Origin of the sequence: Halobacterium salinarum DSM 3754, assembly GCF_008124605.1 — an archaeon.
GTDB classification, from domain to species: Archaea; Halobacteriota; Halobacteria; order Halobacteriales; family Halobacteriaceae; genus Halobacterium; species Halobacterium salinarum.
In genome coordinates this window covers 398,074-412,675 of the sequence record NZ_VRYN01000002.1, presented here as the reverse complement: position 1 = coordinate 412,675, position 14,602 = coordinate 398,074, and the positions used below count along the sequence as shown (strand labels likewise).

The 14,602-nt window shown below is 71.5% G+C and carries 16 protein-coding genes; 12 read left to right on the top strand and 4 right to left on the bottom strand.

Going from position 1 to position 14,602, the window contains the following annotated elements; all coding sequences use genetic code 11:
- Positions 1–3: 3 nt before the first annotated feature.
- On the bottom strand, positions 4–1,077 hold the full coding sequence (locus tag APQ99_RS07230; protein ID WP_010902152.1) for a tubulin/FtsZ family protein: 1,074 nt from the start codon (positions 1,075–1,077) through the stop codon (positions 4–6).
- 121 nt (positions 1,078–1,198) lie between these two features.
- On the opposite strand from APQ99_RS07230, the gene APQ99_RS07225 reads away from it, so the two are divergent.
- The 9 genes from APQ99_RS07225 (at position 1,199) to APQ99_RS07185 (ending at position 9,755) form a co-directional block, all read left to right on the top strand.
- Positions 1,199–1,630 (top strand): DUF5791 family protein, encoded by a 432-nt coding sequence (locus APQ99_RS07225; RefSeq protein ID WP_012289128.1) that lies wholly within the window; start codon positions 1,199–1,201, stop codon positions 1,628–1,630.
- Positions 1,630–2,523, top strand: coding sequence for an SDR family oxidoreductase (locus APQ99_RS07220; protein WP_010902154.1), 894 nt, complete (start codon positions 1,630–1,632; stop codon positions 2,521–2,523). The genes APQ99_RS07225 and APQ99_RS07220 overlap by 1 nt, the downstream gene beginning before the upstream one ends.
- 20 nt (positions 2,524–2,543) lie before the next feature.
- Entirely contained in the window at positions 2,544–3,632 is a 1,089-nt protein-coding gene (locus APQ99_RS07215; protein ID WP_010902155.1) for an aldo/keto reductase, read from the top strand.
- A gap of 59 nt (positions 3,633–3,691) precedes the next feature.
- Entirely contained in the window at positions 3,692–4,894 is a 1,203-nt protein-coding gene (locus APQ99_RS07210; protein ID WP_012289129.1) for an MFS transporter, read from the top strand.
- A gap of 27 nt (positions 4,895–4,921) precedes the next feature.
- Positions 4,922–6,016, top strand: coding sequence for a glycosyltransferase family protein (locus tag APQ99_RS07205; RefSeq protein ID WP_010902157.1), 1,095 nt, complete (start codon positions 4,922–4,924; stop codon positions 6,014–6,016).
- 27 nt (positions 6,017–6,043) lie between these two features.
- Positions 6,044–6,511, top strand: a complete 468-nt coding sequence (locus APQ99_RS07200; protein ID WP_010902158.1) for a DUF7109 family protein — start codon at positions 6,044–6,046, stop codon at positions 6,509–6,511.
- 55 nt (positions 6,512–6,566) lie between these two features.
- Positions 6,567–7,172: an NUDIX hydrolase gene (locus APQ99_RS07195; RefSeq protein WP_010902159.1), complete on the top strand. Its 606-nt coding sequence runs from the start codon at positions 6,567–6,569 to the stop codon at positions 7,170–7,172.
- A 38-nt stretch (positions 7,173–7,210) separates the two neighbouring features.
- On the top strand, positions 7,211–8,836 hold the full coding sequence (locus APQ99_RS07190; protein ID WP_010902160.1) for a hydroxysqualene dehydroxylase: 1,626 nt from the start codon (positions 7,211–7,213) through the stop codon (positions 8,834–8,836).
- Positions 8,837–8,951: 115 nt separating this feature from the next.
- A complete protein-coding gene (locus tag APQ99_RS07185) occupies positions 8,952–9,755 on the top strand; it encodes a DUF7388 family protein (protein WP_012289131.1) in 804 nt (267 codons plus the stop codon).
- Here the strand turns inward: APQ99_RS07185 and APQ99_RS12575 are convergent.
- The gene (locus tag APQ99_RS12575; RefSeq protein ID WP_157849916.1) at positions 9,742–9,912 is read right to left on the bottom strand and encodes a hypothetical protein; all 171 of its coding nucleotides are present in this window, start codon (positions 9,910–9,912) and stop codon (positions 9,742–9,744) included. The genes APQ99_RS07185 and APQ99_RS12575 overlap by 14 nt on opposite strands.
- A 116-nt stretch (positions 9,913–10,028) precedes the next feature.
- On the opposite strand from APQ99_RS12575, the gene APQ99_RS07180 reads away from it, so the two are divergent.
- A complete protein-coding gene (locus APQ99_RS07180) occupies positions 10,029–11,150 on the top strand; it encodes an NAD(P)/FAD-dependent oxidoreductase (RefSeq protein ID WP_136361082.1) in 1,122 nt (373 codons plus the stop codon).
- Between the two features lies 1 nt (position 11,151).
- On the opposite strand, the gene APQ99_RS07175 is transcribed toward APQ99_RS07180, so the two are convergent.
- Together APQ99_RS07175 and APQ99_RS12570 are read right to left on the bottom strand one after the other, a co-directional pair.
- Complete coding sequence (locus APQ99_RS07175; RefSeq protein WP_010902163.1) at positions 11,152–11,586, bottom strand: Hsp20/alpha crystallin family protein; 435 nt, start codon at positions 11,584–11,586, stop codon at positions 11,152–11,154.
- Positions 11,583–11,741, bottom strand: coding sequence for a DUF7559 family protein (locus APQ99_RS12570; RefSeq protein WP_010902164.1), 159 nt, complete (start codon positions 11,739–11,741; stop codon positions 11,583–11,585). Before APQ99_RS12570 ends, APQ99_RS07175 begins: the two co-directional genes overlap by 4 nt.
- Positions 11,742–11,833: 92 nt before the next feature.
- On the opposite strand from APQ99_RS12570, the gene APQ99_RS07170 reads away from it, so the two are divergent.
- On the top strand, positions 11,834–12,661 hold the full coding sequence (locus tag APQ99_RS07170; RefSeq protein ID WP_136361083.1) for a P-loop NTPase family protein: 828 nt from the start codon (positions 11,834–11,836) through the stop codon (positions 12,659–12,661).
- Positions 12,662–12,696: 35 nt separating this feature from the next.
- Positions 12,697–14,391, top strand: coding sequence for a radical SAM protein (locus tag APQ99_RS07165; protein WP_136361084.1), 1,695 nt, complete (start codon positions 12,697–12,699; stop codon positions 14,389–14,391).
- Positions 14,392–14,602 lie beyond the last annotated feature (211 nt).

Sequence of the window (14,602 nt, the reverse complement as noted above, 5' to 3'; positions counted from 1 at the left end):
CGATCAGATCAGGTCGTCGAGCTCGTCCGCCTGGAAGTTCTCCGTCTCCTGTTCGGCCTCGACCTCCTTGCTTGCCTCCTTGGCCCGGTCCATGAACTCCTGGAGGCGCTGGCTCCGGGAGATCCCCGCGAGCAACACCAGCACCGCGATCTTATCCGAGTCCAAGGGGAAGTCGCCGCCCCGCACTTGCATGCTGCGGGTCTCGTCTTCGACCCACGTCCGCGCCTTCTCGACGCCCTTCCGGGAGACGCGCTCGCTTTCCCCCGCGGCGACCACCAGCGCCGCGCCGGCCTCCGTGGTCTGTGGCACGCTCATTCCCGACAGCAAGGCCTTGCGCGCCGTCGAGGTGATGGTGTTGATGTTCTCCCCGGCGTCGGCGGCCGCCTCGGCGGACGCGAACCCGATCGCGGACATCTCCCCGGACTGCAGCGTGTTGATCACCTCACTGGAGTCCACGACGCTCTCGCCGACGCCCTCGATGTTCTCCCCGGCCGCCAGCAGGATGCCCACGCGTCTGGCGATCCGGCTGTTGATCTCGTCGAACGCCTCGGTGACGCTGTCCCCGGTCGACCGCCACGCGTCGTTGTCCACGAGCAGCGTGGAGTCGGCCTCCCTGACGAGCGTCTTCAGCGACCGGCCGGCGTTCGCCTGATAGATGCCGCCCTCGTCACGGCCGGGCAGGATCCCCAGCGCGTAGACGGGGATCTCGTAGACGCGCTGGAGTTCTTTCACCAACACCGGCGCGCCCCCCGATCCGGTGCCGCCGCCAAGCCCCGCGATCACGAAGATCGCTTCGGTGTGTGGGTCAACGACCCCGTCCAGCCCGCCCATGACCTCCCGGACGTCGTTGGTCATCACCTCCGCGCCGAGTTCGTTGTCGGCGCCGACGCCGTGTCCTTTGACGCGCTCCTGACCGATCAGCATCGTGTCGATGTCCAGCCCTTCCAGATCCGTCTTCGCGGTGTTGACGGCGAGCGTTCCGCGAACGGCACCGTACTCCGCGCGCTGGTCCTCGGCGAGGAGGGCTTCGGTCACCTTACCGCCGGCTTGACCGACGCCGATGAGGGCGGCCTTCATATGTCACGGGATTCACGGCATCCGTATCAACGTTGTGCCCGCAGGTGACATGTGTGGCCGCAACACACGACCAGACACCGGGAGCGCAGTGTCCTTGACCCTCGGGGTCGTACCGGCGTGCGTGTTCACCGACGAGATCCAGACGCCCGCGGAGACGACCGCCGACGCGGTCCGGGCGCAGTACGAGGCAACGCTCGCCGACGTCATCGAGACCGTCGGCTCGGACGCCGTCGCCGCCCACGCCGACATCGACGCCGACACGGTCGCCGCGCTCGCAGCCGGCGATTCGCCCACGCTGACGGTCACCGAGGCGGCCGACATCCTGGCCGCCAGCGACGACTACCCGCCCGCGGACACCCTCCAGGCCGAACTCCAGGACCACGTGATGTTGCAGATGAGTTCCGCCGTGCTCGACGTGGACGCGCTGGCGCGCGGCCTCGACGGCGACCACGACGCCAAACCCCTCCAGCAGAAACTGGAGGGCCGCCAGCCCATGACCCTCGCGGAGTACGCGCGCATCCACCGCTACGTCGCCGCCCAGAACCCCTACTGATGCGGGTCGCAATCCTGGGCTGTGGCTACGTCGGGTGCGCGCTCGCGCGCCGTCTGCTCGCCGCCGGCCACGACGTTGTCGGCGTGTGTCGCTCCCCGGACAGCCTCGACGCGGTCCGGGAGACCGGCGCGACCGCGGTGCGCGCCGACGTCACCGATGCCGCGTCGCTGGCCGCGGTCCCGGACGCCGACGCGGTGGTGTTCGCGGCGTCGTCCGGCGGCCGGGGGGCCGACGCCGCCCGCGAGGTGTACGTCGACGGCCTGCGGACCGTCGTCGAGCAGTTCGGCGGCCGCGACGACCCTCCGGAGCAGCTCGTTTACACGTCCAGCACGGGCGTCTACGGCGACCACGACGGCGACTGGGTGGACGAGGAAACACCCCTCGATCCGACCACCGAGAAGACCGCGGCGCTGGTGGACGCCGAGCGCGTCGCGCTCACCGACGCCTCCGAGCACGGCCTGGACCCCACGGTGGTGCGGTTCGCCGGCCTCTACGGCCCGGACCGGTATCGGCTGACCCGGTACCTCGACGGCCCGGTGACGGAGGGCTACCTGAACATGATTCACCGGGACGACGCCGCCGGCGTGGTGGCGTTCGCGCTCACCGACGCCGACGCGGACGTGCTGTTGGCGGTCGACGACGACCCCGTCTCGAAGTGGGCGTTCGCCGACTGGCTCGCCGACGAGGCGGGCGTCCCGCAGCCCGCCAAGCAGACCGTCGCCGAGCGCATCGCCGCCGGCGACCTCTCGACGCCCGCCGAGCGCCGACTGCGCACGAGCAAGCGCTGCTCGAACGCCCGCCTCACCGAGTTGGGGTATTCGTTCGCGCATCCGACGTTCCGGTCGGGGTATCAGGCCGCCATCCGGGCGCACGAACGCGGCGAGTACAAGTAACGCCCGGCCGAACTGCCGGCATGGCCACCGCCGACGCGACCTTCCAGTACAAGCAGCGATTCGGCGACGCGACCGCCCGCACCTACTTCCGGCGCGTGGGCGACTGTGCGGTCTCCAGCGTCGGCCTCGGCACGTACCTCGGCGCGCCGACGGCCGCCGTCGACGACGCGCTCTACGAGACGGTGCGCGCCGGTCTCACGGCCGGCGTGAACGTCATCGACACGGCCGTGAACTACCGCCACCAGCGCAGCGAGCGCGTCGTCGGGCGCGCGATCCGGGACAGCGAGATCCCCCGCGACGCCGTGTTCCTCGCGACCAAGGGCGGGTTCGTGCCGTTCGACGGCGCGCAGCCCGACGCCCCCGGCGAGTACGTTCGCCGTGAGTTCGTCGATCGCGGCGTCGTCGACGGCGACGACCTCGCGGCCGGCAGCCACAGCATCGCGCCCGGGTACATCGACGCCATGGTCGACCGGTCGCTGTCGAACCTCGGCGTGGACACCATCGACCTCTACTACGTCCACAACCCCGAAACCCAACTCGACGAGCGCCCCGCGTCGGCGGTCTACGACCACCTGGAAGCCACCTTCGAGCGCCTCGAACAGCGCGTGGCGGCCGGCGACATCACCCACTACGGGGTGGCGACCTGGGAGGCGTTCCGGGTGCCCGCCGATCACGACCACTACCTGGACCTCGGCGAGATCATCTCGCGGGCGCGCGCCGCCGCGAAGACCGTCGGGAACACGGCCACCCACCTGCGCGCCATCCAGGTGCCGTTCAACGTCTACATGGCCGACGCGTTCACCGTCGCCGCCCAGGAGGGCCCCGACGGCCCCCAGAGCGTGCTCTGGTACGCCCACGAGGCCGGCCTGAACGTGTTCACGTCGGCGAGCCTGGGGCAGGGCGAGGTGGTGTCCGGCATCCCCTCGGCGGTCGACACCCAACTGGCGGGGGAGACGCCCGCCCAGCGCGGGGTGAACTTCGCGCGCAGCGCGCCCGGCGTGACCAGCGCGCTGGCCGGCACCACCGACGCCGACCACGTCACGGAGAACGCCGACGCCGGCACGTTCGAGCCGCTGGGCGCGAACGCCTTCGACGCCATCTTCGAGTAGCGGCGCGCGTCGGTCGCCGGAACCCGAAGGGTTGTTGCTGCCCGCCGAGAAGCCGCCGTGTGGCCCCATCCAGCGACAGCGGCGCGCGCCGGCTCCCCCTGTTCGGCTCGCTGTGCGCGCTCGTCTTCCTCGTGAACTTCGGCCGGGTCGTGTTCGCGCCCCTCGTGGTGCCGCTCCAGGAGTTCTTCGTCGGGACGAGCAACGCCGCAGTCGGGCTGGTGGCGACGCTGGCGTGGCTGGGCAGCGCGCTCCCCCGGCTCCCGGCCGGCTACCTCCTCACGCGAGTCGCCCGCCATCGGGTCGTCCTCGGGACTGGCGGCCTGCTCACCGTCGCCTCGGGGGGGATGACGCTTGCGCCGACGATCGAGCTGGTGATGGTCGGCGCGCTGTTCGTCGGGCTGGCCTCGGGCGTCTACTTCGTCGCCGCGAGCCCCCTCGTGAGTGAGCTGTTCCCCGATCGCGTCGGTCGCGTCATCGGCATCCACGGCACGGCCTCGCAGCTCGCGGCCGCGGTCGCGCCGCTGCTGGTCGTCCGCGTGCTGCTCGTCCGCTACACGTGGCGTGCGCCGTTCTACCTGCTGTCGGCGGCCGCCGCCGTCGTCACGGTCGTGTTGTACGTCACCGCCGAGCGCGCCGATCTGCCCGACGCCGCTGGAGCCGACCGCGACCTCCTCGGGTCCGTCCGCCGCCAGTACCGTATCGTCGCGCTCGGCGTCGTCACCGTCGGCATTACCGGCCTCGTCTGGAACGGCTTTTTCAACTTCTACCCGAAATACCTCATCGAGACGAAAGGCGTCACCAAGCGCACCGCCAACCTCCTCCTGACGGTCGTGTTCGCCGCTGGCGTGCCGGCGTTCTGGTACACGGGCCGGCTCGCCGACCGGTTCCGCCACGTCCCGCTGATGCTCGCCATCCTCGGGTCGTTCGTCGTCACGCTGTTCGCGATCACGGTCGTCAACGCCACGCTCGCTGTCGCCGCCGTCTCGCTCTGCCTGGGGTACGCCATCCACAGCCTCTTTCCCGCCATCGACACCTTCCTGCTGGACAGCCTCCCCGACAGCGACCGCGGGTCGGCGTACGCCGGCTACAGCGCGTCGATGATGCTCGTGCAGGCGCTCGGCAGCGTCGTCGTGGGCACGCTTCGCGGGACCGGGTTCGCCTACGACACCATTTTCCGCACCGGCGCCGCCGGCCTGGGCGTACTCGCGGTCTGCCTCGTGGCACTGCAGTGGGCGGGGCGCTTGCCGCAGGGCGCAAGCTAATTCCCCTGCCGCCACTGCCGTCGACGTATGGACTACACCCAGGAGCGCGTGGCGACGCTCCACGACTACGGCGACGCCGACCCGCCCGCCCCGGCAGGCCGTGCCGCGGTCGTCGTCCCGATGACCGACCGCGAGTACGCCAGCCTCGCGACCGAGCGCGTCTTCTCGGAGCTTGAGCGCGTCGACCCCGCAGCGGTCGTCGTGCCGTTGCGCGCGCCCGCAGAGCGCGTGCCGGCGTTCCGGGAGTGGCTGGCCGGCTTCGACCTCGATCTCACCCTGCTCTGGTGCGACGGCCCCCGGGTCGAGGGACTGCTCGCCGACGCCGGCCTCGACGGCCCCCGAGGCAAGGGGCGTGACGTCTGGCTGGCGCTGGGCGTCGCGGCCCGCCACGACTTCGTCGTGCTCCACGACGCGGACACGGACACCTACGAGGCCCGGGACGTCAACAAGCTGCTGTTCCCGCTCGCCGACGGCTTCGACTTCTCGAAGGGCTACTACGCTCGCGTGGAGAACGACCGGCTCTACGGGCGGCTGTTCCGGCTGTTCTACACGCCGCTGGTGGCGGCGCTTGAGGACACCCACGACCACGACGTGCTCGATTTCCTCGGGTCGTTCCGGTACGCGCTGGCCGGCGAGTGTGGGCTCACCAGCGAGGCTGCGCGCGGACTGCGGGTGCAACGCGAGTGGGGCCTGGAGGTCGGCACCCTCGGCGAGGCGTTCCGGCTGGCGGGCGCGGCCGGCGTCGCACAGGTCGACCTGGGGCGGTACGAGCACGACCACCGCGCGGTCTCCGGCCCGACGGGGCTCTCGGAGATGAGCCGGGGGGTTGGCGCGGCGCTGCTGCGCGCCGTCGCGGACACCGGCGTCGACATCGCCTACGACACCGTCCGGGAGCGCTACCGCGAGCACGCCACCCGCCTCGTGGACGCCTACAGCGCCGACGCCGCGTTCAACGATCTCAGCTACGACGCCGAGCGCGAGCGCGACCAGATCACGACGTACGCACAGGCGGTGCAGCCGCCCGGCGCTGACACCCGACTGCCCGCGTGGTCGACGGTCTCGCTCACCCCCGGCGACGTGGCGGCGGCGGCGCGCGCCGACGCCGCCGACACCGAAGAGTGACCCGTCTTCGGGCAGCCACCGTGACACATGGACGGTGACGCACTGGCCGGCATCGTGGCGTTGTTCGGCGGCCTCACGCGGGCCGAACTCAGCACTGCGGTCCGCGAGCACGCGGGCCGGCACGGCGACGGAACCGAACACCCGGACGACGCCATCGACGCGGCACAGGACGCCTACGAACTGCTCGCGGTCGCCCACGACGGAACGACAGTGCTGGTCCCCGGGCCGACAGCGTTTCCGGAGCCGCCTGCGGGAGCCGAGGACCTGCCACACATCTTGGCGGACACCGAGCGCCGCACGGTCCCCGCAGCCGCCCGCGCCGACGCCGTCCGCCAGCGCCTCACCGCGGCGGCCGCCGACGCCGACCCGGGCAGCGAGCACGCCTGCAGGCTCGTCGACGTCACGTACGACGCCGAAGCCTGGGTGGCCGTTGATCTGTCCGGCGTCCGGAACACCCTCACCGACCACACCGGTGGCCCCTCCGAGGACGCCTGAACCGGCCGCCGCCGCGGGCGCGTGAGTTAAGTTCGTCGCAGCCGTGGCGTCGACCATGGACCTCTCCGGGGTGGCTGCACACCGGCCGGTCCGGGTCACCGACCAGGACCGCGCCGCCGCCGTGCTCGTGCCGGTCGTCGACGCCGCCGACGGGGCGGCGCTCGTGTTCACGAAGCGCGCCGCCGACCTCAGCGACCACCCGGGTCAGATGAGCTTCCCGGGCGGTGGCTGCGAACCCCGCGACCCCGACTGCCGCAGCACCGCCGCCCGCGAGGCCAACGAGGAGATCGGCCTGGGCCGCGACGAGGTCGCGTTCGCCGGCCAACTGGACGACATCGCCACCATCACCGAGTACGCGGTGACGCCGTTCGTCGGCCGGGTCCCGGACCGCGAGTTCGACCCCGACGAGCGCGAAGTCGATGAGGTCGCCGTGCTGTCGGTTTCGGCGCTGACCGATCCGTCGAACTACGACCTCGAAAAACGCATCCACCCCGAGTACGGGACGGCGTTGGTGCATTTCTTCCACGTTGACGGATACACCGTCTGGGGGGCAACGGCGCGCATCCTCGTGCAGTTCCTCGATCTCGCTGCGGGCTGGACGCCCCCGGACCGCGACCCGACGGTCGTGGAGCTGGACCCCGACTACCCGGAGACCTCGTGAGGGGTAGCCTGAAGTCCGGGTAGGCCCACTAGACGGCCATGACAGCGTCCCAGCGCGTGGCCGTGCTTGGTGGCGGCATCGCAGGACTGACCGCGGCCCAGGAGCTCGCCGAGCGCGGCCTCGACGTGACCGTCTACGAGGCCAACGACCGCCTCGGCGGGAAAGCGCGCTCGATACCCGTCGACGGCTCCGACGGCCTGCTCGGCGAGCACGGCTTCCGGTTCTTCCCGGCGTACTACACGAACGTCGTGAAGACGATGGCGCGCATCCCGGACGGCACCGGCGGCTCCGTCGCCGACCACCTGGTGTCGACCAGCGAAACCCTGATCGCGAGCGCCGACGGTGACGGCGCGGTGGCGTCCACGGAGTCCCCCGACACCCCCCGCGAGTGGGTGTCCGCCATCCAGCCCCAGATCGCCGGCGGGGAGGTCCCCCGGCGGGAACTCGCGCATTTCGTCTCCCGGCTGGCGGTGCTGTTGACCAGCTGTGAGGACCGCCGCGAGCAGGCGTTCGAACACCAGTCGTGGTGGGAGTTCATCGACGCCGACGCGATGTCGCCGGCGTACCGGAAACACCTCGCGCAGTCCACGCAGGCGCTGGTGGCGCTTCGCCCCGAGATCGGCAGCGCGCGCACCGTCGGCACCATCTACCTGCAGTTGCTGTTCGGCCAGCTCGACCCGGGCGCGCCAGCCGAGCGCGTCCTCGACGGCCCCACCAGCGAGGTGTGGCTCGATCACTGGCACGACTACCTCGACGCCCAAGGCGTCGATGTCCGCCTCGACAGCCCCGTGACCGAACTCCACAGCGACGGCCACCGCGTCACCGGGGCTGTGATCGACGGCGAGTCAGTGACCGCCGACCACTACGTGGCCGCGCTCCCCGTGGACGTGCTGCCCGCCCTCCTCACGCCCGCGCTGCGGCGCGCCGCCCCCTCGCTGCGCGGCGTCGACCGCATCCGGACGGCGTGGATGAACGGCGTCCAGTTCTACCTCGACCGGGACATCCCCATCGTCAACGGGCACGCCGTCTACGCCGACTCGCCGTGGGCGATCACGTCGGTGAGCCAGCGCCAGTTCTGGACCGACCACGACCTCGGCGCGCGCTCTGACGGCGACGTGCAGGGCGTGGTGTCGGTCATCGCCTCCGACTGGGACACGCCCGGCATGCTCTACGACAAGCCCGGCCGGGAGTGCACCCGCGAGGAAGCCGTCGCGGAGATCTGGGCGCAACTCCAGGCCCACCTCGGCGCGGACACGCTGCCCGACGAGGCCCGCGTCGCGCACTTCCTGGACCCCGAGCTCGCCGAAACCGACGACGGGCTGCGCAACGACGCCCCGCTCGTGATCAACACCGTCGGTAGCCTCCAACACCGCCCGCGGCCGGACACGGACGCGCCGAACCTCGCGGTCGCCGGCGACTACGCCCGCGTCGAGACGGATCTCGCGACGATGGAAGCCGCCAACGAGGCGGGGCGGCGCGCCGCCAACGCGGTGCTCGACGCCGCCGGCGCGGCAGCGCCCCGCGTGGACGTCTGGGGGTTGTCCGAGCCACGCGCGTTCGACCCCCTGAAACGCCAGGACCGCATGCGGTTCAAGCTCGGGCTGCCCCATCCCGGCGAGGTGGGCCACGACGCCTGGGCGTTCGCGCGCACACTCCGTCCCTGACAGCAACCCTTTTGCCCGCGGGCGTGGTACGGCGGGTATGGTCGCAGAGACGATGGATCGAGTTCCGGCACTGTTCTAGTACTACACTCTGTCTCGCGGCCGGGGGTGGGTCGTCGTGCTGAGTTCCAGCAGCGACGCCCACGCCGCGGTCGCCGGCATTGACGCAGTCGCAGTGAAACCCGCCGAACACGACTGGCGGCGCATCACCGACCTCGTGGCGGGGGTCAGCACCGTCACCGTCGACTACGAGGGCCACGCCCACATGCCCGACCTCGACGCGCTCGCCGCGTGCGTCGACGACGGCCGCGCCATCCGCGTGACGACGCCCGTCCGGGTCGACGGCTTCGACCCACTGGGCGACGACTCGTTGGCCGCCGACATGCCCCCCGAGCTCGGCCGGGTTCTGGTCGCCGGCCACGGCGCATACCTCTCCGACGACGCCGCCGAGCGCGCCGTCGCGCCCCGCCTCGGTGCCGCCGTCGACGCCCTCGATGGCGACCCCTGGGTGGGCACCGAGGGCGTCGAACGCGCCGCCCTGGCGACCGGGGGGACGCAGTTCGAACTCCTCTCCCGGGGCACCCAGCGCGACCTCGACGGCCTGCGCGCCGCGGGCTTCGACGGCGACATCGCGGTGTACGCGCCCACCGTGCTGACCGACGACGAGGACGCCATTCTGGACGCGGTCGGGGCGTACACCGCCCGCCGAGGGCCGGTGCGGCGCGCGCTCCCCGAGGACGCCGCCACCGACGCCACCGCCACCGGCCGCGCTCGCGAGGTGTTGTCGGCGGCCGTCCGGGACTTCGCGCTGGTGGGGGACTCGGAAACGGTCCGCGAGCGCGTCGCCGGACTGCGCGCGGCGGGCGCCGACCACGTGGTCGCGTACCCAGCCCGCGGACTCGACGCGTTCACTCGCGCGTGACCACGTACGTGCGGCCGCCACGGCGCTCGATGTAGGTGTGCTCGGTGCGGTGGGTGGCCGCGTACGCTGCGACACCGGCGGTCGTCATCGCCGACACCTCGACGCGGCGGCCGCTGGTCGCTGCCTCCGGGCGTGCGTGGCGCGTCTGGACTGGCATGCTCGTGGATGCAGCCCCGACATGCTTCAACCTCAGCCGTCCACGGTGAAAGTGAAACCGCCGGCCGGGTTGCCGCCTCCCCGACAGTTATCCGGGTCGGGTGTCCACCCGCGAGCATGACACGCACCGACGCTGCGTCGGATCGCCGCGTCGCCGTGATCGGAGCCGGCGCAGTCGGGTTGACGGCTGCCCACGACCTCGCCGAGCGCGGCGTCGATGTGACCGTCTACGAGCGCGACACCGTCGCCGCCGCAAGCACCGGGCGCGCGGCCGGCATCTGCTACGACGCGTTCGCCGACGCCGTCGACGCCCGCGTGGCGGCCCGCGCCATCGAGCGGTTCCGCGAGCTCTCCGGCCACGGTGCGTTCACCGTCGCGGAGACGCCGTACGTCTGGTTCGCCACCGAACCCGGCGCGACCGCCGACGCCATCCGCGAGCAGGTGGCCGCCATGCAGCGCCACGGCCGCGCGGTCGAGCACGCCGACGCCGACGCGCTCGCGGCGGCGGTCCCCGCGCTCCACACCACGGACATCGTCGCGGCCGCGATCGCGCGGGACGCCGCGGTCGCGGACACGACCGCGTACGCCCGCCTGATCGCCGACCGCGCACGCGACCGCGGTGTCGAGATCCGCACACACGAACCGGCCAGCGTCGCCACCGATCCGGTTCGGGTCAACGGCACCGCGTACGACGACGTGGTGGTCGCGGCCGGCGCGCACACCGCCCGCGTGCTCGCCGACGCCGGCGTCCCGGTGCCGCTGAAACCCTACCGTGTGCAGGCGCTGACCGCCGACGCGCCCGCCGCAGAGCTGCCGACGGTCTACGACGCCACGGCCGGCTACTACGTCCGCCCCCACCCAGAGGGTGTGCTCGCCGGCGACGGCACCGAACCGGTCGAGGCCGACCCCGACGACTACGACCGGGACGGCGACGACTGGTTCGTCGACGCGATGGACGACCGGCTCCGGGATCGGTTCCCCGGCTACGAGCCCGCCGTCGAGCGCTCGTGGGCGGGCCTCTGCACCGCCACACCCGACCGCGACCCGCTGCTCGGCGAGCTCCGCGACGGCCTCTACGTCGCCGCCGGCTGGCAGGGCCACGGGTTCATGCGCGCCCCCGCGACCGGAGCGGCGCTCGCCGACGACGTTCTGGGCGGCGACGGCGTTCCCGCGTTCGACCCGACGCGCTTCGACGGCACCGAACAGTTCGCCATCGCCGAAGGCATGATCGTCGAGTGACCTACGCCGACTCGTCGTCGCTGTCGTCGGTCGCCGTGACGTGGATGTCCGCCTCGGCGGTGCCGTGTTTCGGCAGGAACACGTGCAGCGTGCCGTCCTCGTTCAGCTCCGCGCGCCCCGCGTCGGCGTTCACCACGGCGTTCGCGGGCAGCGTCGCGTGCCCCTCCAGGGTGAGCCCGCGCCCCGGGAACACCACCTCGAAGTCCGCGTCGAACTCGCGGAACCGATCCACCCGAACGTGGACGCTGTCGCCCTCGTAGGTCACGTCGATGTCACTTGCGTCCGCGCCGGGCGTATCGAACACCAGCAGGTACTCGTCGTCGCTCTCCAGCACGTCGACGGGCAGCGGCGCGTTCTCCTGGACCCGGCCGGCGGCGCGCCCCGCCCGCTCTAAGAGTCCGGCGCCCACGCAGTCCGCGAACTCCCGACCGTTCATAGCTGGATCTCCGCGAGCTCCTCGGTCGTCCCACAGTACGGACACGAGAAATCCGACACCCCGACGCTGTCCGGCATGTCGTACGTGTAGTGTAACTCGAACATGTCCATCTCGCAGTCGCCGTTGTCGCAGCGAACCTCCAACGTAGCGGGCATGCCTCCACGTTGGGCGGTCGAAGCCAAAAAGGGGATGGCTGCGGCGGCTCCGGCCCACAACAGCTACGCCGCGCCAGCCCGAAGCGGGCGCTGTGGCTGCCCACACTTGCTACGGCGTGGATTTCAGCGGCGCCGCGACCGCGGGCCGAACCATCTGGGTGACCAGCGCGCACGCCGACGCCGGCACGCTCCGCGTCCGGGACTGCGCGCGCGCCGATGACTTCCTGGCCGCCCACTACGACGGCCCCCCGACGACCGACCGGGCGCCGACGCTGGCCGCGCTCGTCTCGTTCATCCGCAGCCATCCCGACGCCGTCTTCGGCCTCGATTTCCCGTTTGCGGTTCCGCGCGCCATCGCCACCGACGCCCTCGGCGCGACCACCCACGGGGCGGTCGTCGCCGCGGTCGCCGCCCACGACGACGGGGACGACTTCGCCGCGACGTGCGTCGAGTGGGCGACCGCCAACGCCGACGGCGCGACCTACCTGCGGCGGGCGACCGACCGCGAACACGACGCCCTCTCCCCGTACCACTTCTTCGTCGCACACCAGACCTACCACGGCATCGCCAGCGTGCTCGCGCCCCTCGACGGTGCCGCCCGGATCGTTCCGTTCGACCCGCCCGCCGCCGGCGGTCCGGTGGTCGCGGAAACGTATCCGGCGGGCGTGCTGGACGCGCGTGGCCTCCCCCGAACGGAGTACAAGGGCACCGAGCAGGCCCACACACAGCGCCGCGTGCGCATCCTCGACGGTCTCGCCGACCAGTCCAGCGTGGCGGTCCCGGACGCCATCCGGGCGACCTACCGCGACGACACCGGCGGCGACGCCCTCGACAGCCTGCTGGCGGCGCTGGGTGTCTCCGGGTGCCGCGACGCCTGGGGCCACGAGCCGTCCTCACTGACCGGCCACATCTACGTGTAGTCACGTTCTTACGGATCGACACCGAACCCCGGTGTATGATCGCCCCCGAGGACCTCGACGTGACGCTCGTGGACGGCTACGTCGACGAGCCGGCCCACTTCGGGGTGCCGCCGTACATCTCGACGTACCCCCGGTACACCGCCGGCGCGCTCGTCGACGCGGGCGTCGACCCCGCCAACGTCACCTACCACACCATCGACGAACTCCGCGGCGACACCGCCAAGTTCAACGACGTTGCCGACGCCGACCTGTTCGTCTACGTGGGCGGGATGACTGTGCCCGGCAAGTACGTCGGCGGAACGCCCGCCGAACCCGACGAAGTCCGCGAGCTGGCGTGGCTGGCCGACGGCACGAGCGTGATGGGCGGCCCCGTCCGGTTCGGCGTCGGCGAGGAGAACGCCGGCGCACAGGAGATGGAGCGCTCGGACCTGGATTTCGACTTCCTCGCGATGGCGGACATCGAGGCGGCCGCCTACGACCTCGTGGACAACGGACTGGAGGGGTTCGAGGACCGCTACCGGGACAACCAGGAGATCAACCGCTGGGCCGCGAAGGGCGCGTTCGTCGTCGAACAACACCCCAACTACCCCGAATACCTCATCTGCGAGATGGAGACCTCGCGGGGCTGTGCGTACCGGTGCTCGTTTTGTACCGAGCCAATGTACGGCGACCCCTCGTTCCGGTCTGCGGACGCCGTCGTCACGGAGGTCGGCGAACTCTACGCCCACGGCGCCCGGCATTTCCGGCTCGGCAGGCAGGCCGACATTCTCGCGTTCGGCGGCGACGGCGAGGCACCCAACCCGGACGCGCTCCGCGACCTCTACGGCGGCATCCGAGAGGTCGCCCCCGAGTTGGGGACGCTGCACCTCGACAACATGAACCCGGTGACGATCGTGGACTACCCCGAGAAATCACGGGACGCGATCCGCGTCATCGCCGAGCACAACACGCCCGGCGACACCGCGGCCTTCGGCCTGGAGTCCGCGGACCCGCTGGTCCAAGAGGAGAACCACCTCCTGGTGAGCGCCGAGGAATGCCTGGAGGCGGTCCGCATCGTCAACGAAGTGGGCGGGTGGCGGCCCGGCGAATCCCCCGCCGACGCGCCGTCGTGGGGCGAGGGGTCGCCCGACCGGCTCCCGAAGCTGCTGCCAGGCATCAACCTCCTCCACGGCCTCACCGGCGAGCGCGCCGAAACCTTCGAGCACAACAAGCAGTTCCTCCACTCCCTGCTCGACGAGGGGCTGATGGTGCGGCGCATCAACATCCGGCAGGTCATGGCCTTCGAGGGCACCGAGATGGCCGACACCGGCGTCGACCTCGCGCAGAACCACAAACAGCTGTTCAAACAGTACAAAACCGACGTGCGCGAGACCATCGACAACGCGATGCTCCAGCGCGTCGTCCCGCCGGGCACGGTGCTGAAAGACGTCACCCTCGAATACCACCAGGACGGCAAGACGTTCGGCCGCCAGCTCGGCACGTACTCGCTGCTGGTCGCGATCCCGGGCGAACGCGAACTCGGACAGACCATCGACGTCGCCATCACGGACCACGGCTACCGCTCCGTCACGGGCGTCCCGCACCCGCTCGACCTGAACGACGCGTCGATGGACGAACTCACTGCGATCCCCGGCATCGGCTCCAGCACTGCCGGCGACATCCTGGTCGCCCGCCCCCACGACTCCGCGCCGACCGTTGCCGACGCGGACCTCGCGAAGTTCACGCAGTAGGCGAGCGCCACCGCGCCAGGCCGGAGAATACGACCCACAGGACGGACGACTCGGGTCGTCGTACGCGTGGCTCCGACACAGTGACGGGGCCGCACGCTGAGCGCGCGCCCTGCCGTCGGCGTTGATCCCGTGGTCAGCCCCGTTCGTTAGTCGGGCGTCTGGACTGCCACAGCGCAATCCCGCCGAGCAGCGCCGCGAAAGCCAGTGTGAA